The 17,961-nt window shown below is 39.1% G+C and carries 21 protein-coding genes; 14 read left to right on the forward strand and 7 right to left on the reverse strand.

Going from position 1 to position 17,961, the window contains the following annotated elements; all coding sequences use genetic code 11:
- Positions 1-3: 3 nt before the first annotated feature.
- Together AC4NPH_RS16160 and AC4NPH_RS16165 are read right to left on the reverse strand one after the other, a co-directional pair.
- The gene (locus AC4NPH_RS16160) at positions 4-1,179 is read right to left on the reverse strand and encodes a hypothetical protein (protein ID WP_063672513.1); all 1,176 of its coding nucleotides are present in this window, start codon (positions 1,177-1,179) and stop codon (positions 4-6) included.
- A 164-nt stretch (positions 1,180-1,343) separates the two neighbouring features.
- On the reverse strand, positions 1,344-1,577 hold the full coding sequence (locus tag AC4NPH_RS16165) for a YczF family membrane protein (RefSeq protein WP_013058583.1): 234 nt from the start codon (positions 1,575-1,577) through the stop codon (positions 1,344-1,346).
- Between the two features lie 336 nt (positions 1,578-1,913).
- Here AC4NPH_RS16165 and AC4NPH_RS16170 point away from each other — a divergent pair, with 336 nt between their 5' ends.
- Positions 1,914-2,309 carry a GerAB/ArcD/ProY family transporter gene (locus AC4NPH_RS16170; protein WP_098314839.1) on the forward strand — a complete coding sequence of 132 codons (396 nt, stop codon included), beginning with the start codon at positions 1,914-1,916 and terminating at the stop codon, positions 2,307-2,309.
- On the opposite strand, the gene AC4NPH_RS16175 is transcribed toward AC4NPH_RS16170, so the two are convergent.
- A complete protein-coding gene (locus AC4NPH_RS16175) occupies positions 2,243-3,652 on the reverse strand; it encodes a polysaccharide deacetylase family protein (RefSeq protein WP_098239106.1) in 1,410 nt (469 codons plus the stop codon). The two genes, AC4NPH_RS16170 and AC4NPH_RS16175, sit on opposite strands and share 67 nt — an antisense overlap.
- A 158-nt stretch (positions 3,653-3,810) precedes the next feature.
- On the opposite strand from AC4NPH_RS16175, the gene sigV reads away from it, so the two are divergent.
- The 3 genes from sigV to AC4NPH_RS16190 all read left to right on the forward strand — a co-directional run bounded on the left by sigV (position 3,811) and on the right by AC4NPH_RS16190 (position 5,897).
- Positions 3,811-4,311 carry an RNA polymerase sigma factor SigV gene (sigV, locus tag AC4NPH_RS16180; RefSeq protein ID WP_063672511.1) on the forward strand — a complete coding sequence of 167 codons (501 nt, stop codon included), beginning with the start codon at positions 3,811-3,813 and terminating at the stop codon, positions 4,309-4,311.
- On the forward strand, positions 4,308-5,171 hold the full coding sequence (rsiV, locus tag AC4NPH_RS16185; RefSeq protein ID WP_491938817.1) for an anti-sigma-V factor RsiV: 864 nt from the start codon (positions 4,308-4,310) through the stop codon (positions 5,169-5,171). Before sigV ends, rsiV begins: the two co-directional genes overlap by 4 nt.
- A 195-nt stretch (positions 5,172-5,366) precedes the next feature.
- Complete coding sequence (locus tag AC4NPH_RS16190) at positions 5,367-5,897, forward strand: HTH-type transcriptional regulator Hpr (protein WP_013058578.1); 531 nt, start codon at positions 5,367-5,369, stop codon at positions 5,895-5,897.
- A 40-nt stretch (positions 5,898-5,937) separates the two neighbouring features.
- Here AC4NPH_RS16190 and AC4NPH_RS16195 read toward each other — a convergent pair whose 3' ends face one another.
- Positions 5,938-7,227, reverse strand: a complete 1,290-nt coding sequence (locus AC4NPH_RS16195) for a globin-coupled sensor protein (protein ID WP_098239105.1) — start codon at positions 7,225-7,227, stop codon at positions 5,938-5,940.
- 185 nt (positions 7,228-7,412) lie between these two features.
- Between AC4NPH_RS16195 and AC4NPH_RS16200 the strand changes: the two genes are divergently transcribed.
- From AC4NPH_RS16200 to AC4NPH_RS16235, 8 genes are all read left to right on the forward strand, one after another.
- A complete protein-coding gene (locus AC4NPH_RS16200) occupies positions 7,413-8,087 on the forward strand; it encodes a C40 family peptidase (protein WP_013058576.1) in 675 nt (224 codons plus the stop codon).
- Between the two features lie 258 nt (positions 8,088-8,345).
- Positions 8,346-8,693, forward strand: coding sequence for a DUF2642 domain-containing protein (locus tag AC4NPH_RS16205; protein WP_013058575.1), 348 nt, complete (start codon positions 8,346-8,348; stop codon positions 8,691-8,693).
- A gap of 18 nt (positions 8,694-8,711) precedes the next feature.
- Entirely contained in the window at positions 8,712-8,912 is a 201-nt protein-coding gene (locus AC4NPH_RS16210) for a hypothetical protein (protein ID WP_013058574.1), read from the forward strand.
- Between the two features lie 2 nt (positions 8,913-8,914).
- A complete protein-coding gene (locus AC4NPH_RS16215; RefSeq protein ID WP_013058573.1) occupies positions 8,915-10,441 on the forward strand; it encodes a glycosyltransferase family 2 protein in 1,527 nt (508 codons plus the stop codon).
- Positions 10,434-11,657: a nucleotide sugar dehydrogenase gene (locus AC4NPH_RS16220; protein WP_029323773.1), complete on the forward strand. Its 1,224-nt coding sequence runs from the start codon at positions 10,434-10,436 to the stop codon at positions 11,655-11,657. The genes AC4NPH_RS16215 and AC4NPH_RS16220 overlap by 8 nt, the downstream gene beginning before the upstream one ends.
- A gap of 44 nt (positions 11,658-11,701) precedes the next feature.
- Complete coding sequence (locus AC4NPH_RS16225) at positions 11,702-13,123, forward strand: glycosyltransferase family 2 protein (RefSeq protein WP_041816723.1); 1,422 nt, start codon at positions 11,702-11,704, stop codon at positions 13,121-13,123.
- A gap of 155 nt (positions 13,124-13,278) precedes the next feature.
- Positions 13,279-13,674: a DoxX family protein gene (locus AC4NPH_RS16230; protein WP_013058570.1), complete on the forward strand. Its 396-nt coding sequence runs from the start codon at positions 13,279-13,281 to the stop codon at positions 13,672-13,674.
- Between the two features lie 169 nt (positions 13,675-13,843).
- Complete coding sequence (locus AC4NPH_RS16235; protein WP_013058569.1) at positions 13,844-15,058, forward strand: cytochrome P450; 1,215 nt, start codon at positions 13,844-13,846, stop codon at positions 15,056-15,058.
- Positions 15,059-15,167: 109 nt separating this feature from the next.
- On the opposite strand, the gene AC4NPH_RS16240 is transcribed toward AC4NPH_RS16235, so the two are convergent.
- The 3 genes from AC4NPH_RS16240 to AC4NPH_RS16250 all read right to left on the reverse strand — a co-directional run bounded on the left by AC4NPH_RS16240 (position 15,168) and on the right by AC4NPH_RS16250 (position 16,819).
- On the reverse strand, positions 15,168-15,722 hold the full coding sequence (locus AC4NPH_RS16240; protein ID WP_013058568.1) for an HPP family protein: 555 nt from the start codon (positions 15,720-15,722) through the stop codon (positions 15,168-15,170).
- A 113-nt stretch (positions 15,723-15,835) separates the two neighbouring features.
- Positions 15,836-16,435 (reverse strand): CGNR zinc finger domain-containing protein, encoded by a 600-nt coding sequence (locus AC4NPH_RS16245; protein ID WP_098239199.1) that lies wholly within the window; start codon positions 16,433-16,435, stop codon positions 15,836-15,838.
- 15 nt (positions 16,436-16,450) lie between these two features.
- The gene (locus AC4NPH_RS16250) at positions 16,451-16,819 is read right to left on the reverse strand and encodes a winged helix-turn-helix transcriptional regulator (protein WP_029323759.1); all 369 of its coding nucleotides are present in this window, start codon (positions 16,817-16,819) and stop codon (positions 16,451-16,453) included.
- A 239-nt stretch (positions 16,820-17,058) separates the two neighbouring features.
- On the opposite strand from AC4NPH_RS16250, the gene AC4NPH_RS16255 reads away from it, so the two are divergent.
- Together AC4NPH_RS16255 and AC4NPH_RS16260 are read left to right on the forward strand one after the other, a co-directional pair.
- A complete protein-coding gene (locus tag AC4NPH_RS16255; protein ID WP_223272391.1) occupies positions 17,059-17,577 on the forward strand; it encodes an enoyl-CoA hydratase/isomerase family protein in 519 nt (172 codons plus the stop codon).
- A 139-nt stretch (positions 17,578-17,716) separates the two neighbouring features.
- Positions 17,717-17,842, forward strand: coding sequence for a hypothetical protein (locus AC4NPH_RS16260; RefSeq protein WP_016765178.1), 126 nt, complete (start codon positions 17,717-17,719; stop codon positions 17,840-17,842).
- The last annotated feature ends 119 nt before the right edge of the window (positions 17,843-17,961 follow it).

The raw sequence follows: 17,961 nt of genomic DNA on the forward strand, positions 1-17,961 counted from the left end.
TTTTTAGCTATCCAGTGTTGTCTCTTCATTTTTACGGCGGCGAAGTCTCCATAGCGTGATAAGGACAACAAGTGTAAGAACAATACCGCTGCCGAGCAGGATATGACTCACTGTTTTATCCTGCTTTTTTTGGCCTTGTTCAAAATATTTTTTATACATCGCCACGGCAGCTTTATTTTGCTGGTGTTTTTTCGGAACGCTCATTTCTTTTCCGAGCTTCCAGCCGTCTTTATAAGCTTTTTGCTGCAAAGGTTTCACATCTTTATTCGAATAAAAACCTGCTTTGTACCATTTTTCTAGTTCGGGCTTGTCCTGAAGATTTTTAGGCGCTCTATAGGTCTGATAAGTGAAAGCTGAGTCGTATCCGTCTGCTTTTACGTCTTTTTGCTTTTGTTTCTGTCCTTTTTCATATCCTTGCTCAAAGGCTGTTTGCAATTCGCCTTCTGCTTCTGCAGGTACTTCTAATGAAAGGTCGTGATAGCCTTGTACGTAGCCCTGCTTTTCAAACTGCTTTTTTTGCTGCTTCAGCACTTCGGCTTGAGCGGTTTCAAAGCCTTCTGTAAAAGCCTGACGTGTGACATCCTCATCATCATACATGCTCGGAACACTCATTGAATCATTTTCAAGACCTTGGTCATAGCCTTCTTTTTTTGCTTTAACAGATAAGTCCATTAAAGAAATAGCTTTTTTGTAGCCTTGAACATACCCTTTATTCCAGTCGGATGACTTAGAAGGGAAAGGGTCGATTTCTGATTGAATAGTAGCATGTTTGTAATCAAGGACGCCTTGCTGATAGCCTTCCTCTTCGCCGGCAGCCATTTCATTTTCTTGTTCAGTCTTAAGTTCTTCCTCTTTTTGCTGCTGTCCTTTTTTATATCCTACCGTATACCCCATCATAAACCACGTGAATTCTTCAGAAGATTTGTCCAGTCCTGTTGTTTGATCAAACTGTTCAAATTTTTTCTCTGCGTATCCATCTTCTTCTCCAAGCGAATAGCCTTCTTGATAGAGAGAGTCAAAAATAGCTTTTACATCTTCAGTTGTATCCACGTCTGTTGACTGGTCCAAAACGTCGGAAGAGGAATCCGGGGAATCAGGAGTAGCATTAGAAGGGATGGGATCACTTGCAAGAATAAGTAAGCAAGCTGTACTAATAACGGCTAATTTTTTTTTCATCATTTCTTCACCTTTTAGTTCAAAGTCAATGTTTATTTTGTAGTTTAAGCGTACAGCTTTCTATGTAGAAAGGCGTGTAAAAGTTTTTCCAATTATGAAAATTATAACATTTAAATGAGAAGGAGAATAGGTGGTAAAAAGGAGAAATATGTGTTTTTTACGGAGTTTTATTTTTGTCGCTGTTTTGCTTTTTTCACTTTAAATGAACGATAAAACACTTCAGCTACAAAACAGAACAAAAGGAAAAAAAGGACAAATAGTTCAGCGAACTCCATAACACGAAACGGACTGTAGGCATTTTGCAAGGCCATGGAAAAACTAAATCCTTGCATCATATCCACTCCAATAGAAAATCCCATTAAGCATCCTAACAGCAAAGCTGATATCCAAACGATTTTCATACGTCTCACTCTCCGTTTTTGTTTTTTTCTTAAAAACATTCTACCGATAGTTTTTGTTATTTTTTTTGTCTTACGCTTTGATTGCTCTATTAAAAATTGCATACAAAGTATTTATTTGGAAAAAGCTAAAAAAAGAAAAGAAAGGTGTTTTTAATCGTGCCTTCTTTATTTAAAAATAAAAAAAGCAAAGACAATAAAAAGGAAACGGAAGCTTTGTCATCAGAGGAACAAGCGACAGTCCTTTATTTGTAATGAATGTGATGCTGATGCTGTTAATTATTTATACGGTGCACAAAGGACTTGAAGTAATAGCTAGAACGGCTAGACGTGTTTTTTATGATTGCATTAGTAATCGTAGGATTTGTTAAAATCAGCGTCTTTTTTTACGCTGTGATTGTTGGACTTTCCACACTGTTTAAGGTGAAACGACCTTCTGCGCTGACATATCCTGTGGGCACGGTGATTTTATTTTTTTCTTGGACAATTGCAAGTAATGTTCAAGAGCATTTAAAAGAAGGGCTAACGATTATGCCGGTGTTGCTTTTTATCCCTTTTCACTTAGTGATTCCGTTTACGCTGCTCTGTATAGCATTTATTAAACATCGCATAAAAAACAAACGCGCTGCAGCCATCCTAATGGCTGCAGCGCGTTCGTCCGCTATCCGCTACTGCAAATGCAGCTGCTCCCGCTCTTTTTTTACTTGTTCTAGCTGTGAAATCGTAACAAGCTGATACCCTTGTGCATGAAGCTGCTTCATAATTTCAACCGCTGCTTCGGCACTTGTTTGGTAAATATCATGCATTAAAATAACTTTTCCGTCTCCGACTTGGCTCATAACTGCTTGAACGGAGTGAGGAACGTTTCTATATTTCCAGTCTTCGGGATCGATATCCCATAGAGTCACGCCAACATTTCCGATATAACGTCTTACATTTGCGTTCACGGCTCCATAAGGAGGGCGTACATGCAGTGGTTCATAGCCGCTCACTTGTTTAATGAGCGCTTGGGTATCGCCTATTTGGTGTTTGACCTGCGCTTCGTTCAAACGTGTGAGCTGAGGATGATCCCAAGAGTGATTTCCCACTTCGCTTCCTTCCTTGACCATACGTTCGATTGTTTCAGGATAATATTGAACGCGGCTTCCTAACACAAAAAAGGTAGCGTGCCCGTTCACTTCTTTTAATCCATCTAAAATCACATTGGTAGATGAAGGGTTAGGTCCATCATCAAAGGTCATCGCAACGACTTTTTTAGTTGGATCAATAGGCGCTCCTTGCTGCGGCATTTCGTTAACGATATGTTTTGGAGGCGTTTCTTTGACTTTATTTTTATTTGCTGCTTCGTCTTTGTAAGCATCGCTCAGCATGTCTTTAAATAAATCTTTTTGGATAGCGATTGTTTTGGTTTTCGTTTGTTCAGCACCTAGCTGATAAGGCTTAAAATAGATCACAATACTGTTTTCAAGCAGCGCAAACTGACTGAAATTTTGATTAGCTGCCCGAGTTCCTTTTTGAAGGTCCGGGTCAAAATCAGCTGTTTTCATTTGTTTTTTTAATTCAGCATATGAAATAGCCGAAAGGCGATCTAAATAGTTTGCATTTTCTTTAAATAAATTCTTTAACGTCATTTGTTTTTGAGCAGGCAGGTCAAAGGTAAAGGTTTTGAGAGAAGACGTTCCTTTCTCTCCATTTACAGATTCATATTCATCAAAGACAACGCTTAGCGTTTGCTTGCTGTAATGGACGATTTTATATGTAATCGTTAATTCAGATTTTTTCTTTTTTGACTGCTTCTTCAGCTTTTTTTCATAGTGTGCCACTTGATCTGTTACGTAAGCTTGAATGGATTGATCGATTTCTTTTTTACCAAAGGAAGGGTAGCTAATGGCATAGCCTCCGTAGGTAAGGTCCTTAACTAGCGTTTGAATTTCAACGTTTGGATAGGTTTGATCTGTTTGAATACTTGCCGTTTTTTTCTCTGTACTGTTTGCTTTGACGATATACCCTGCTGTACCAAGAAACAAAATACAGCATCCAAGCAGTGTCAAAATACGTTTGTAGCCCATGGTTTTCATGTAGTAATATTCCCCTTTTTGTATATATCTACCTAATAGACGCATGAGACCATTATTTAGTTTTACTTTTTTTAAAAAAAACCAAACTATTTTTCTACTCATTCCGTCTACCTTATAGATGTACTTCAGCAAGAGAAAATAGAAGGGTATGAAAGACGATGAAAAAACATGATGCACATCAGGTACTCGTAGCGTGCGTAACCGAGCATAAAGCGGATTTTTACCGGCTTGCTTTTAGCTATGTAAAAAATCAAGAAGATGCGCTTGATATTGTGCAAGAATCGATTAAAAAAGCACTCATTTCAATGGACAGTATCAAGGATATTCAATCGATTAAAAGCTGGCTTTATAAAATTGTTGTACGAACAGCAATCGATTTCCTGCGTAAGCATAAACGTCTAACGTTTATGGATGATGAAGCGCTTGAGTACTTGAGCAGCGGACGTGAAGATCAGTATAAAGATATCGATTTAAAGCAAGCAATGGATCAGCTGCCGGTTAAATATAAAACCATTATTATTCTGAGGTTTTTCGAAGATTTAAAAATGGACGAAATTGCGGAAATCATTGAGGAAAATGTAAACACGGTAAAGACAAGGCTATACAGAGGGTTGAACCTGTTGCGGATTACGATGACGGAGGAGGACTTAGAACAATGAACGAAAAAATAGAAAAGTTAAAGAAGCAGTATCATGACATTCCTATTCCAGACGAATTAGATGATGTTGTTGCACAGGCACTTTCTTCACATCCCCGTAAAAAGAAATCCTATATTTGGCCGAGCACGATTGCGGCAGCAGCGGTGATTTTTATCACAACGGTGAATGTGAGTCCAGATGCGGCAAATGCAATGGCAAAAATTCCTGTGCTTGGAAAAGTAGTAGAAGTGATCACATTTGATGAACTAAAGCAAGAAGAAAAGCATTCTCGTATTGACGTGAAAACACCATCGATTTCAGGCTTGGAAAACAAAGGTCTTCAAACAAGCTTGAATGAAAAGTATATAAAAGAAAATGAGCAGCTGTATGAACAGTTTAAAAAAGAGATGAAAACATTACAAAAAAGAGAGAAAGGAAACGTGGCTGTCAGCAGCGGCTATGATATTATGACGGATACCGATGATTTGCTTGTGGTTCATCGATATGTGGAAGAATCGAGAGCTTCAACGTCGAGCGTCAATCAGTACGACACGATTGATAAAAAACACGAAGTGCTCGTTACGCTTCCAAGTTTGTTCAAAGATAAAAGCTATATAAAGGTCATTAGTGAAAATATTAAACAGCAAATGAAAGATCAAATGAAGCATGAAGAGGGCAAAATCTACTGGCTGACTGAAGAAGATATGGATCCTTTTAAAGAGATTGCTGAGAATCAAAGCTTCTATATTACAAAAGATCACAAGCTTAGAATTGTATTTGATAAATATAAAGTCGCCCCAGGATATATGGGAAACATTGAGTTTGAAATTCCGACAGACGTTATTTCAAACCTTCTGGTTGGTAAACGGTATATTCATTAAAAAACAGGCGTGAACGCTGAACGTTCACGCCTGTTTTTTACATAAAGAAACGTTAAAATTTATTTTTATGCAAAATAAGTTGAAATATATAAGCAATCATGTATAATATTTTGTATATATTTTCATTCTTTTTGTTTATAAAGTCTTAGGGGAAAATGATGTGAACGGTTGCATTTCTAGAGAGGAAGTGAAGAGGTGAAACGCACGTTAAATCAAGATACGATTAAAGATGCTATGCTGTTTAATCAGCTTGTGATGCAGGTAAGCAAAGCTCTTTGGAAGTCTACTGAAAAGGATTGGGAGCAGTGGGTTAAGCCGTACGATTTGAGCATTAATGAGCATCACATTTTGGGGATTGCATATCAGCTGGAAATTGCGTCGATGACCGACATTTCAAAACTAGGCGTCATGCATTTATCCACAGCTTTTAACTTTGCAAAAAAATTGCACCTGCGGGGCTATCTTACCCTTTCTAAAAATGAGAAAGATAAGCGGAATACATACGTACAGCTCACAGAAGAAGGAAAAAAGATGTTTTTAAAAACGCTCGAGGATTATAATCCTCTTGAAAATCCTTTGTTTCAAGGAGCGATGCCGCTGCGAGATGTTTACGGAGAGCTGCCTGACTTTGTTGAGCTGACGGCTCTGATTCGAAGCATATACGGAGAGGATTTTGTCCAGTTTATCGAACGTTCTTCTCAAGAGCCCGCTAGCTTGAAAAAATAAAAAAGCCTTCTTGTGCAAGCTGAGAAGGCTTTTTTGCATATCAACTTTTTTCAGTTAACCGTTCAAGTTCTTCTGAGGAATGGGCCATCTTCTCAATTCGGAGAGACAGCTGCTTCATTACGCCGGCTATTTTTTCAAGCTCTTTTTTTGTTAGAACGGTTTGCTGTTTGTTCTCGGTTGTTATGCTAAGAACGTTTGTGAAAAAAGAAGTAATGTTGTTCATATTGTCAGCCGTATCTTTTGTTAATGTAGCGACTTCTCCACCTAACGCCGAGACGCTTTCGATTTGTTTTTGAATGTCTCCGATAAAAGTTGAAATATTGGAAATAGATTTCTTCGTTTCTTCTGCAAGCTTCCGTACTTCCTGTGCCACCACTGCAAACCCTTTTCCATGCTCGCCTGCTCGAGCAGACTCAATCGAAGCGTTTAATGCTAATAAATTTGTTTGCTCAGCAATAGAAGTAACAATCGAAACAATTTGATGAATTTGCTGTGATGTATGTTCGAGCGTTTTCATTTTGTTTTGAATGAGCGACGTATTTTTTTGGATGCTTCCAAGCATGTTTTGTTCTTCTTTTAATTTTGCTTGACTCGTAACGGATTCCTTCTCAATGACTTCTGCTAGTTCAGAGCTTTTGTTTGCATAAGAGACGACGTCAGAGGATTGACTGTGCATTTGATTCATAAACGTCTTCGTTTCTTCAGATAACGAAGAAAGGATAGATGATGTACGAGAGATTTCTAGCTGAATCTTCTCTTTTTGAGTCTGAAGTCCAGCGCGCTGCTCGTCATATTCAAGCTCATAGGCTTTTAACACAATTTGCTGCTCTAGACTAATAAGCTTTGTCATACTTGCAATAAAAGCCAGACATTCTTCTTTTGATTCCATCGTACGTTCACATACTGAAAGAAGCGACGTAAATAAATTTTGAAATGCGCACAAATACCAGTTTGGCTCAAGTCCAATTTTAACGTGCATCTTGGAAATTTTTTGACGTTTTACCACAAAAGCATCATCTATTTGTCCATCAAACATTTCTAAGATATGCTGTTTTAACGTTTGTTTTAATGCATGGACGCTGCTATGCTTTTCGATAATCTCAACCAAATGGGCCTGTTCTCCAATAGCTTTGTAAAAATCATTCACGATCTCCTCGATGGCGTTCAGCGCGTGAACTTGAAATCTGGCAACCCTTTCGAGATCCTCTGCTGTTAAGGAAATCATGTTAATCTGCTTTTTTATCACCGGGTCCGATACATGAAGCTTTACAGTGATGGATTCGACAGCCGCGGCTTCGGCATGCGCTTTGTTTCGTTTAAACCAATTCATGTTTATCACCTTTATTTGCTAGAATAGTTGTTTTTCTCTTCTTCTTATATTTCGGCGTTTTACATCCAAGAGTTGAGGCTGTTTAAGAAGATTGTTATCAAATTGTTATCTTCTATTAATTGAATTGTTATCCGCAGATGGTATGGTTGTACGGTGCTTAAAACATGATTCGGGGAGGAAACGAAATGAAAAAAATGCTATCGGCGCTTCTTGTAGGAGGAGCTTTATTTGCAAGTCCGGCAATGGGACACGCTGCGTTTGGCGACACGGTTTTAAAACAAGGGATGACAAATGATGATGTTGAACAAGTTAAAACGGTGTTAAAAGATAAAGGATTTTTAAAAGGCGAAGTATCGCGTTATTTTAATTATGAAACAAAAAAAGCGGTTATGGCTTTTCAAGAGAAACATAATCTAGAAGCAGATGGAGTTGTTGGAGAGAATACATACAATGCATTAGGTAAAGGCGGCGTTGTAGAAGGCGAATCAGAAGTGAATACGGATAAAGTAATCAGCAAAGCAAAATCTTTAATGGGCACGCCGTACAAATGGGGCGGCACTACACCTTCAGGATTTGACTGCAGCGGATATCTTCAGTATGTATATAAAGAAAGTGTAGGCGTTGATATTCCCAGAACGGTTGAAGATATCTATAAAGCAGGTGAAAATGTAAGTGAACCGCAGGTAGGAGATCTTGTGTTCTTTGAAACGTACAAAGAAGGCCCTTCTCATGCAGGCATTTATCTTGGAGACGGAAAATTTATTAACGCATCGTCTTCTAAAGGCGTTACGATTAGCGATAAAAATTCAAGCTATTGGAAAGATCGCTATATAGGAGCAAAGCGTATTGCAGCTAACTGATTTATCATTTAATAGATACAAAAAGGCAAAGCCTAAGGGCTTTGTCTTTTTTGTATTGGTTTCAGTAGGTGGGAGGTAGGTAGGGGATTACCCTATACAAAATGGACTAGTCAAGTGCGTATTTGTATGGAAATATGACAAAAGTTCTGTCACCTTTATGATACAGCTTGTATATATTGATAAAGTAATCTCTCAGGTTACGTCAATTGTTGTAGGTAATTTGAAGGGATAACAGTATAAAAAGGAGGAACAAAATTTATGTTTTTTTGTTGTTACCGTCGCTATGTAGAAAAGATAAAACACCTTTTGTTTTCAAATCGATTTGCTGAATTTATTCAGGAAAACACAAAAAAAGCAGTAGAAGACGTTGTTTATTCTGACACGTTTAGAGAATATGTGATCAGTATTATTAAAGAATCTCAAGAATCACCTTTTAAAGAAATTGCCGAGCAGTATATCGGGAAAGAAGTTGTGATTGAAACAACCGCTGGTCCACTAGAAGGTGTTGTGACATTTGTAGGAGATGATTATTTGGAATTAGTAGAGTCTCCAACGTCAACGGTATTGCTGCCATTTACAAGCATTGTGACTATTCAAAGCGCTTAAACGAAAGGAGGAAAAAATATGTTTCAAGATGCATTACGAGAAAATGTAGGTTCATTTGTGCAAATCATCACAGCTATTGACGTTATTAATGGAACACTGCTTGCTGTTACGGAAGCAGCGGCTGTTGTACGTACATCAAGCTCATATGGCGAGCCTGCAGATGTAACCATTCCACTAGTATCGATTACGTATGTTCGAATTTTCAGCGGAGTTGAGTGAGATTGAAAGTATCAGTGATTATTCCAGCCTGTAACGAAGCTGATTCTTTGTTACCTGTCATTAAAGAAGTTCAAAAAATGAAGCCGTTTGAGATTATTGTCGTCGTAAATGGATCCAGTGATACAACAAAGGAAATTGCCGAGGGTGCAGGCTGCCGCGTTGTTTATTATGAAGAAGCTCTTGGTATTAATATTGGAAGGGCCATTGGGGCTAAAAAAGCAAAAGGAGATATTTTGCTTTTTTTGGACGGAGATATAGCGGTTCCTCATGAGGAGCTGATGAAATATACGAAGGCTATAGAAACCGGTCATGATATAGCGTTGAACAACCTTTCGTGGATTATGAAGCGGAAGGTGCGTCCGCATCCGGTTTCCGTTGCGAAATACATGCTGAACTTATGCTTGCAGCGTGAAGATTTATCCATTCAAGCATTAACAGCTATTCCCCATGCTATCAAGAAAACATCAGCAGCTAAAATTGGATACGAGAACTTAGCTCACCCGCCTCTTGCTCATACGATTGCTCTTTTAAAAGGAATGTCAATCGTTGCACCGTGTTCTTCAGACGTTATTTATACCAATAAGATTAGAACCACCCACAAAACCATTCCTACCAATTCTCCTTTCCCTATTTCCACTAACTATATTATTGGAGATCATATTAAAGCGTTAGCTCATCTTATCGAAGAAAAAGGAATAAGAGGCGGGCTCACAGATGGTGATCGAAACCGAGAAGTTGTTTCCGCTTATACACCGAATGTAAAACGGAAAACAGGAGTTAAGTACAGTGCTGTTATTCCGGCAGGTGAAGAAAAAGAGACGATTGCAAACGTGATTAAAGAAGTAAAAAAAGCCGGAGTGGAAGAGATCATCGTGGTTGCCAACGGAGCCGATGAAGTAACGGTCAAACGAGCGATCGAAGCCGGAGCTACTGTTCTTCATTACAAGCAGCGCCTTGGACACAATGTACCTCGAGCAATTGGTGCGATGTACAGCAGCGGTGAAGTTTGCTTGTTCGTAGATGGAGATATTGTTATTTCCGCGGAACATTTACGTCCATATTTAGAAGCGGCTGACCAAGGAGTTGATGTAGCGCTTAATAATTTAGAGTGTCTGCTTGACGAAGTGCATCCCATCCACTCTGTAAGTGCGGCGAAATATTTTCTTAATATTGTTTGCAAACGTCCGGATTTAACCATTAATACAACGACGGCGATTCCGCATGCAATTAAACGGGATGTAATGGAGAAAGTAGGCTACGAATCTCTTATTATTCCACCTTTATTTCAATTAAAAAGTATCATGTACGGCTTTATGGTTCAGCCTGTTCATTTTGTGGATGTGGCGCGAACGAACCGGATTCGAAAAGAGCATATGAAAGTCAAAGGTCTAGCAGCATCCACTCAGAGAATTCTAGGAGATTATGTAGAGGCCATGGCGTACTATATTAGCCAAACTAGTGAAAGAGGCGAATTTCTTCCGGACATACGAAGACATGATCTTTTGTTTGAGGTGTTAAACAATGAATAAAAAAGTTGCCGTTATTGGTCTAGGGTATGTGGGACTCCCGCTTGCTCTTTTGTTTGCTAAAAAAAACTACACCGTGATTGGACTTGATATTGACGTTCGGAAAATTGAAGCGCTAAAACAAGGGAAAAGCTATATTCCAGATGTACGTAATGATGTGATTCAAAGTGAGAAAAACTTTCAAGCATATGAATTAAAAAAAGGTATTTCCGCATTTCAAGCATGCGATTATGTAGTGGTGACCGTGCCAACACCTATTACAGAGAATCATAATCCGGACTTAGGACCCGTTATTAGCGCATCTACGTTTTTGAAAGAACATATGGTAAAAGGACAAACAATTATTTATGAAAGCTCTACCTATCCAGGCACGCTTGAAGAAGTCGTTTTACCTATTTTAAAGGAGTCTGATTTGCAAGCAGGAGTTGATTTTTATTTAGCATATTCTCCAGAGCGAGTCGATCCAGCAAACAAGTCGTACGACATTGAGTATATTCCAAAAGTGATTAGCGGCTACAGCAAAGAATGCCTTCATCATATACAGATATTTTACGAAAGCATTTTCCAGCAGGTTGTACCTGTTTCTTCTCCGAAAGTAGCGGAAATGTGCAAGCTGTTTGAAAACATTCAGCGCCTGGTCAATATTTCGTTGGTGAATGAAACAAACGAACTGTGTGGGGAATTAGGAATAGATTTTTATGAGGTCTTACAAGCGGCATCTACCAAGCCGTTTGGGTTTACTCCTTATTATCCAGGTCCCGGAATAGGGGGGCACTGCATACCTGTTGATCCGCTTTATTTCTTATGGAAACTAAAGCAAAATGGGCTAACGAGCGAACTTATTGAAGCGGCTCATCATATTAATGAAGAAATGCCAAATAAAGTGATTAGGCGAGTTGAAAAGCAGCTTGACGCAAATGAAAAGCGCGTGTTCGTGGTAGGCGTTGCGTATAAAAAAGACGTAAATGACATACGTGAATCGCCGGCGCTGACCGTGTGTGAAGGTCTTTTAGAAAAAGGGTATGAATTAACGTATCATGACCCGTATATTGACTCTGCCGTGTTTAATAAGCAAACGTACTTTTCTGTCCCGCTTACAAAAGAGGAAATCGAAAAAAGCGACGTTGTACTGGTATTAACTGACCATAGTCAGGTGGATTGGTCAATCGTAAAAAATGCAAAAAAAGTTGTAGATACAAGAGGTATTTTAAATGAATGAAGCCGCTGAGTTATTCAGTGGTTCTTTTTTTAGGGGTGATATTAATGAAAACTCTTTCTGTCGTGCTGCCTGTTTACAATGAAGAAGACACGCTAAAGACCGTGCTTAAACAAATTAAGAAAGTGAATGTGCTTGAGATTATTGTAATCGCAAATGGCTGTACCGATGCTTCAGTAAAAATAGCAAAAGAAGAAGGGTGCATGGTAAAAGTAGTGGAAAAACGCCTTTCTCCCCATGAAGCAAGAATGGAAGGAGCCAAAGCCGCCAAAGGAGATGCCGTCTTATTTGTAGACGGAGATATTATTCTTTCTGCTTCTGAGATTGAACGTTTTGTGCAGCCGTTGTTATTTGGACATAGCGATGTGGTGCTAAACAAGTGGGAAAAAACAAAGATAAATGCTTTTAACCGCAGCGAAATGACGTGGAGCGCGGTCTTGCATCATGCGCTTGGAAAGCCTCATCGTGCCAACGCTTATTTAAAAGCGCCTTACGGGGTGCTGTTAAGTGTATTGAAGAACTACTGGGAGATGCCGCCTCTTTCTTTATTTGTGACATTGTTAACGCAGTATCGTGTAAGCTCGCATATTACCATTGAAACCCAGGGAAAGGGAAGCTTTCGTCCTTTCGATCGCCCGCTGCGCAGCAGAGAACGAATTCAATCCTACCAGCAGCTTCTTCAAACATACTATACGCTTGCGTCAAATCGTAAAAGGAGAGTGGATATGCTTGCGCAGCCCATTCCAGTTGTTGAGTACGGCTGGGGGAAACTATCATCTTTTTATGGAGGCAAACAGCTGTCTGTTATTGTTCCGGTTTGCAACGAAGAACAAACAATCAAACAAGTGATTGCAGAAGCAAGAAAACTTGAGCCGTTAGAAATCATTGTCGTGATTAACGGTTCCACTGATCAGTCGGAGGCGTATGCCAAAGAACAGGGTGTCAAAACCCTCGTCTACGATGAACGGTTAGGGCATGATTGCGGAAGAGCTGCGGGGGCCCTTGCAGCAATGGGAGATATACTTCTCTTTATAGACGGGGATTTTGTTCTTTCAGCTCAAGAGTTGTATCCGTTTGCTTCAGCGGTAGCGAGCGGCGTTGATGTAGCTTTAAACGTATGTGAAGATGAAGAAAAGCTCACGCATGTGGTGCAGGGGTGGAAGTACGTATTGAACGAGACAATAGGAAGAAAAGATTTATTAATGAGCTCCATGACGGCTGTTCCTCATGCCATAAGCAGAGAGTGTCTGGAGAAAATTAAGCCCGAATCTCTTGCTGTACCGCCTTTTGCCCAAATAAAAGCCATCATAGAAGGTTTTCATGTGCAGGCCGTTCACCATGTTGATGTAAATAAATTTAACCGATTTCGATATTCTGAACACCTATCATTAAAGAGCCATTCTCCTACGGCAGAACTCATTATTCAGGATCATATTTTTGCATTTCTATCGTATCTTCAGCGCGACTGAGCAGGGAGTATTGCCTTACTTCCAAAAGAAACGTTTAAAATGAGATAAAGAAATTTGCTGATATCTTGTTTTTCTGTTCTAACCCCTTGAATTTGTTCACAGTTGTAACTAAAATTGTTACATGTGCAGACAAAAGTAAAAAAGGAGGAAAAGAAATGAAAAGCTATCAGCTTGGAACGTTTTTACTTCGTCTTATGTTAGGGCTAACGTTTTTTATTCATGGCCTTGGCAAATTCCAAAGCGGTATTGATAATACGGTCGGTTTTTTCCACAGCATGGGCATTCCTGCGTTTTTCGCTTATGCGGTTGCGGTTATTGAATTCGTAGGGGGAGCCGCTATGATTCTTGGATTTCAAACGCGTTTAATCGGTGTCTTGTTTGCGATTGTGATGATTGGCGCTATTTTTACAGCGAAAAGCGGTGCTGGTTTTACAGGCGGCTATGAGCTTGAGGTTGCCCTTTTTGTCGTTTCGCTTCATATGATTCTAGCAGGAAGCGGCGCGTACGCGTTAGACAACCGATTACAAAAACCAGAAGAACATTATTCTTAAAAAGGTAGGCGCTATGCGCCTACCCTTTTTTGTAAAAAATATCCTTCTATCGATTCATTTTTACTAAAATATACAGCTATCATTTTTAAGAAAATTCTTATATATGGTACTATTTGGTCATAGATGACTATACAGTCATTCTATTTGAACGATACGGGGAGGTTTTAACATGAAAACCGAAAGAGAAAACGGAATTGTCCGTCAAGTGAATACGATTCAAACAAAAGAAGAGCGCTTTAATCCTTTTTCATGGTATGAAGAGATGAGAAACAGCGCGCCTGTGCAATGGGATGAAGAAAGGCAGGTATGGGATGTTTTTCACTATGACGGAGTCAAAGAAGTGCTAGAACAAAAGAATATTTTTTCTTCTGATCGAAGACCTCCACAAAACCAAAGACAAACTGCTCTAGGAACGAGCCTAATTAATATTGATCCGCCTAAGCATGCTGAAATGAGATCGCTTGTTAATAAAGCTTTTACGCCTAAAGCAATGAAAGCATGGGAGCCTAAAATTGCGCGTATTACAAATGAATTATTACAAGAAGTGGAGCATCTTGAAGATATTGATATAGTCGAGCATCTGTCCTATCCGCTTCCGGTTATGGTAATTGCCGATATTTTAGGCGTGCCGATAGAAGATCAGCGTCAGTTTAAAGATTGGTCGGATATTATCGTAGCCGGTCCTTCTAATAACGAACGTGAAACGCTCGAAAAATTGCAGCAAGAGAAAATGAAAGCAAATGATGAGCTAGAAACTTACTTTTATCGAATCATTGAAGAAAAACGCACGCGTCCAGGAGATGATATTATCTCCGTGCTTCTTCAGGCAAAAGAAGAAGGGAAACAGCTAACGGATGAAGAGATCGTCGGTTTTTCTATTTTGCTGCTGATTGCAGGAAACGAAACAACCACAAATTTAATTTCAAATACGATTTATTGTTTAATGGAAGATAAAGCTTCTTTTGAACGACTCAAACGTGAGAAAGAACTTTTGCCTTCTGCGATTGAAGAAGTTCTTCGCTATCGTTCACCCGTTCAGGCTCTTCACCGAATCGTAAAAGAAGATGTGATTCTTGCAGGTCAGAAACTAAAAGCAGGGGAACACGTCGTTCCATGGATGGGATCTGCGCACCGAGACGCGGAGTATTTTGAAGACCCGGATGTATTTAAAATCGATCGAAAGCCAAATGTGCATATGGCATTTGGAAGAGGCATTCATTTTTGCTTAGGAGCACCGCTTGCTCGAATAGAAGCAAAAATTATGCTGGCCGAGCTGATTGACCGCTATCCGCAGATGGACTGGAGCCCGGCATTTGAGTTAAAGCCGATTGAAAGTACATTTGTATACGGATTAAAAGAATTATTAATTCGGAAAAACGTATAAAAAAGACTTCCCACAAGTCAATTTCACTGACCTGTGGGAAGTCTTTTTTTATGTAGATTCGCTCTAGAGACTATTCTTATAAACTTTTAAATTCTTATCAGCAAATTTCTTATATCCAGTAGGTAGGATACGACCTGTTACTTCGTACGTTATTTATAAGAAGGGCAACGATTACAATTACAATCGATCCTATTAAAACGGGATTGATAATATAATTCCAAGAAGAAGCGCCTAAGATCACAACAATGGGGTCTGCTCCTGCGGGTGGGTGAGTTGTTTTTGTAAGCATCATAAAGAAAATGGCTAGGCCGACTCCTGTTCCTAAAGTGTAAGGGTTATTACCGAATAAATGATAGATGGTTAACCCCACCAAAGTCGCTACTAAATGCCCTCCAATAATATTTCTGGGCTGCGATAGAGGAGCGTTCCAAAGGCCAAATGCTAATACACAGCTGGCTCCAAAAGGGGCCATAAGCCAAGGGCTTGATGTAAGCTGAGTCAGTATAGCTAGAAGTAAAATACTAACCGTTCCACCGACTAAGCCTGTAACTGCATCTTTTACGTCAATTTTTAAAGGGCTTCTCGCGGTTGTTATCATTTTAGAAAAATATGATTGCGTGTATGAAATGTCTTCCTTTGCCGACGCTTTAGGTGAACTATTCATCTTTATATAAAACCTCCTTTATTTTTCAATCATTTTACCTCTTTGTAAATTAACCTGTCAATAATGATTTTAATGGTTAGTTTTTGTGAGGTAAAAAAAGCTTGAATTCATGATTAGAATTCAAGCTTTATTTCACCCCTATCCTTTTTATCTTGAAAACGCGCCGCTTTTTGCCTGTTCCCGCAGATTTTCATCGAGCACCATTTACGTCTTCCAGTTGTATCAATAAATAACAATACACAGTCAGGGTTGCTACATCTTCTTATTTTGTTTAGTTGGCCTTCACTGATTAACTGCAAAGCATCTAATGATAGTAAGGAAAAGAGTTTATTTACGATGCTCCCGATTGGGATTTGTACTAATTGCTGTGCATGAACTTTAAAAACATAAGGAGCTTTTTCAATATTTCTTTCTAAAGATACTATCCACTTTGAATCAATGGCATTTCCATCTGCTATTGATTCAAAGTTGTTTCTTAAACACAATCGAAAATCATATATAAGATGTAACACTTCCGTTAATTCACTCTGGGACATAGTCAATATTGTTTTATCAAGAGAAGGGATCTCTTCACACATTATATGAAGCCAGTCTAACAAATCTTGGTCTTCACTTAGTAACTCGTGACGACGGCCATGACTGACGACTTCAGTATTTACTAAATTGAGCGAAAGAAAAGGGGAGATTAAAGGGAATTTTTTTCTTTTATTCATATCGTTTCTCATTCCTTACTCTTTTTCTGCTTGAATTCTCGCTTCAGCAATTTTATCGGTATGATCATATCCCCATTTAAACATCAGCTCGATAATAGGGATGAGCGTTTCTCCAAAGGATGTCAAATAATATTCTACTTTAGGCGGAACTTGTTTATAGACTTCGCGGTGGATAATTCCGTCGCGCTCGAGTTCGCGAAGCTGCAGTGTGAGCATTCGCTGCGTCACACCAGGAATGAGTCTGCGCAGTTCATTAAAGCGGCGGCGTTCCTTCGATAATTGATACAAAATGACGCTTTTCCATTTGCCGCCGACTACATCAACGGCTGCTTCCACAGGGCAAGAATAGCCGTGAGGCTCCCATTTTGTTAAGTCGTATTTCATAGTGATTACTCCTTTTATCAGTGAGTTCAGCTGCATTTGTGCTGTTTATACTATAGCACGTCTTATTTGATAAAAACATGGAAATGATTCATGGAATTATTGACGGGAAATTAAAAAATTAATGGAAATAATTATGAGTTTGTTGTATGATGAAACTATGAAAATAACTTTTCTATTAAAAAGCGAAATATTTTGAAAGCGCTTTATTTATAAAGAACGACAGGGGAAAGGGCGGAGGAATGATGAAAAGATTTATCAAAGTAGAAAAAAGAAATCATGTGGCGGTTGTACGAATGAATCAGTCAATGCTTAATCGTTTGAACAGTGAAGTCATGTATGAGCTGCAAGAAACGATGAATGAGCTGCAGCACGATGCGTCGGTTGGATCTATTGTATTTATGGGAGAGTACTATAAGATGAACGGAGATCATAGAACAACTTCTTTCCTACGTGAAGAAACAGGAAGGCTTTATCAGCCGATTCATGCAGTAGCAGCTCGAGCGATTTTTCAGCGTATTTCATGTAGCTCCAAACAAACGATTGCGCTTCTTACAAACTTTACGTTTGGCGGAGGATATGAGTTAGCTTTAGCATGCGATGTACGAATTGCGGAAGAACCTGTGCAGCTAAAGTTAACAAACGGCATGACTGTTAGTGCGCAAGAAGCGTGCAACATGGGCAAAGTGCAGCACGTTGTGCAAAAAGGAAAAGGATTAGAATATTCACTTGCGCTGAACGCATTAGAAAAGGAAGCTTAAAAAACGCTTTCACTTTATTTTTATAAAGTGAAAGCGTTTTTATTTTGCTTTGTTGATAAAAAGGTATTGAAAATTCTGAAAAAAGGAGTAGAATGATAACAAATCTACTTATTTTAAATAAGCAAAGGAGCTGGTATCAATGCCATTCATTTTTAAAGAAGCGGTAGTCGGATTGTTTACAGCGGCAGCAGCAGGTTTACTGGCGTTTCAAGGGGTAGAAGTGGTGTCAGCCATCATTCATCTGCTAACTTTTTGGAAACAGTAATAGCTAATAAGTAGAGGAACGACTTATAAAGATAAGGGGCTTGAGATTTTCTCAGCCCTTTTTGTTGTGGAGTTCATTATTTTTCAGTATACTAACGGTGGAAATTAAGACATAATATG

This window comes from Priestia sp. MDV22-iso46, assembly GCF_058629175.1.

What these genes read in the sequence shown, in the direction of transcription:
- AC4NPH_RS16160 (WP_063672513.1), bottom strand. Translation starts at nt 1,179, where the DNA reads ATGATGAAAAAAAAATTAGCCGTTATTAGTACAGCTTGCTTACTTATT.
- AC4NPH_RS16165 (WP_013058583.1), bottom strand. Translation starts at nt 1,577, where the DNA reads ATGAAAATCGTTTGGATATCAGCTTTGCTGTTAGGATGCTTAATGGGA.
- AC4NPH_RS16170 (WP_098314839.1), top strand. Translation starts at nt 1,914, where the DNA reads ATGATTGCATTAGTAATCGTAGGATTTGTTAAAATCAGCGTCTTTTTT.
- AC4NPH_RS16175 (WP_098239106.1), bottom strand. Translation starts at nt 3,652, where the DNA reads ATGAAAACCATGGGCTACAAACGTATTTTGACACTGCTTGGATGCTGT.
- sigV (WP_063672511.1), top strand. Translation starts at nt 3,811, where the DNA reads ATGAAAAAACATGATGCACATCAGGTACTCGTAGCGTGCGTAACCGAG.
- rsiV (WP_491938817.1), top strand. Translation starts at nt 4,308, where the DNA reads ATGAACGAAAAAATAGAAAAGTTAAAGAAGCAGTATCATGACATTCCT.
- AC4NPH_RS16195 (WP_098239105.1), bottom strand. Translation starts at nt 7,227, where the DNA reads ATGAATTGGTTTAAACGAAACAAAGCGCATGCCGAAGCCGCGGCTGTC.
- AC4NPH_RS16200 (WP_013058576.1), top strand. Translation starts at nt 7,413, where the DNA reads ATGAAAAAAATGCTATCGGCGCTTCTTGTAGGAGGAGCTTTATTTGCA.
- AC4NPH_RS16205 (WP_013058575.1), top strand. Translation starts at nt 8,346, where the DNA reads ATGTTTTTTTGTTGTTACCGTCGCTATGTAGAAAAGATAAAACACCTT.
- AC4NPH_RS16210 (WP_013058574.1), top strand. Translation starts at nt 8,712, where the DNA reads ATGTTTCAAGATGCATTACGAGAAAATGTAGGTTCATTTGTGCAAATC.
- AC4NPH_RS16220 (WP_029323773.1), top strand. Translation starts at nt 10,434, where the DNA reads ATGAATAAAAAAGTTGCCGTTATTGGTCTAGGGTATGTGGGACTCCCG.
- AC4NPH_RS16225 (WP_041816723.1), top strand. Translation starts at nt 11,702, where the DNA reads ATGAAAACTCTTTCTGTCGTGCTGCCTGTTTACAATGAAGAAGACACG.
- AC4NPH_RS16230 (WP_013058570.1), top strand. Translation starts at nt 13,279, where the DNA reads ATGAAAAGCTATCAGCTTGGAACGTTTTTACTTCGTCTTATGTTAGGG.
- AC4NPH_RS16235 (WP_013058569.1), top strand. Translation starts at nt 13,844, where the DNA reads ATGAAAACCGAAAGAGAAAACGGAATTGTCCGTCAAGTGAATACGATT.
- AC4NPH_RS16240 (WP_013058568.1), bottom strand. Translation starts at nt 15,722, where the DNA reads ATGAATAGTTCACCTAAAGCGTCGGCAAAGGAAGACATTTCATACACG.
- AC4NPH_RS16245 (WP_098239199.1), bottom strand. Translation starts at nt 16,435, where the DNA reads ATGAATAAAAGAAAAAAATTCCCTTTAATCTCCCCTTTTCTTTCGCTC.
- AC4NPH_RS16250 (WP_029323759.1), bottom strand. Translation starts at nt 16,819, where the DNA reads ATGAAATACGACTTAACAAAATGGGAGCCTCACGGCTATTCTTGCCCT.
- AC4NPH_RS16255 (WP_223272391.1), top strand. Translation starts at nt 17,059, where the DNA reads ATGATGAAAAGATTTATCAAAGTAGAAAAAAGAAATCATGTGGCGGTT.
- AC4NPH_RS16260 (WP_016765178.1), top strand. Translation starts at nt 17,717, where the DNA reads ATGCCATTCATTTTTAAAGAAGCGGTAGTCGGATTGTTTACAGCGGCA.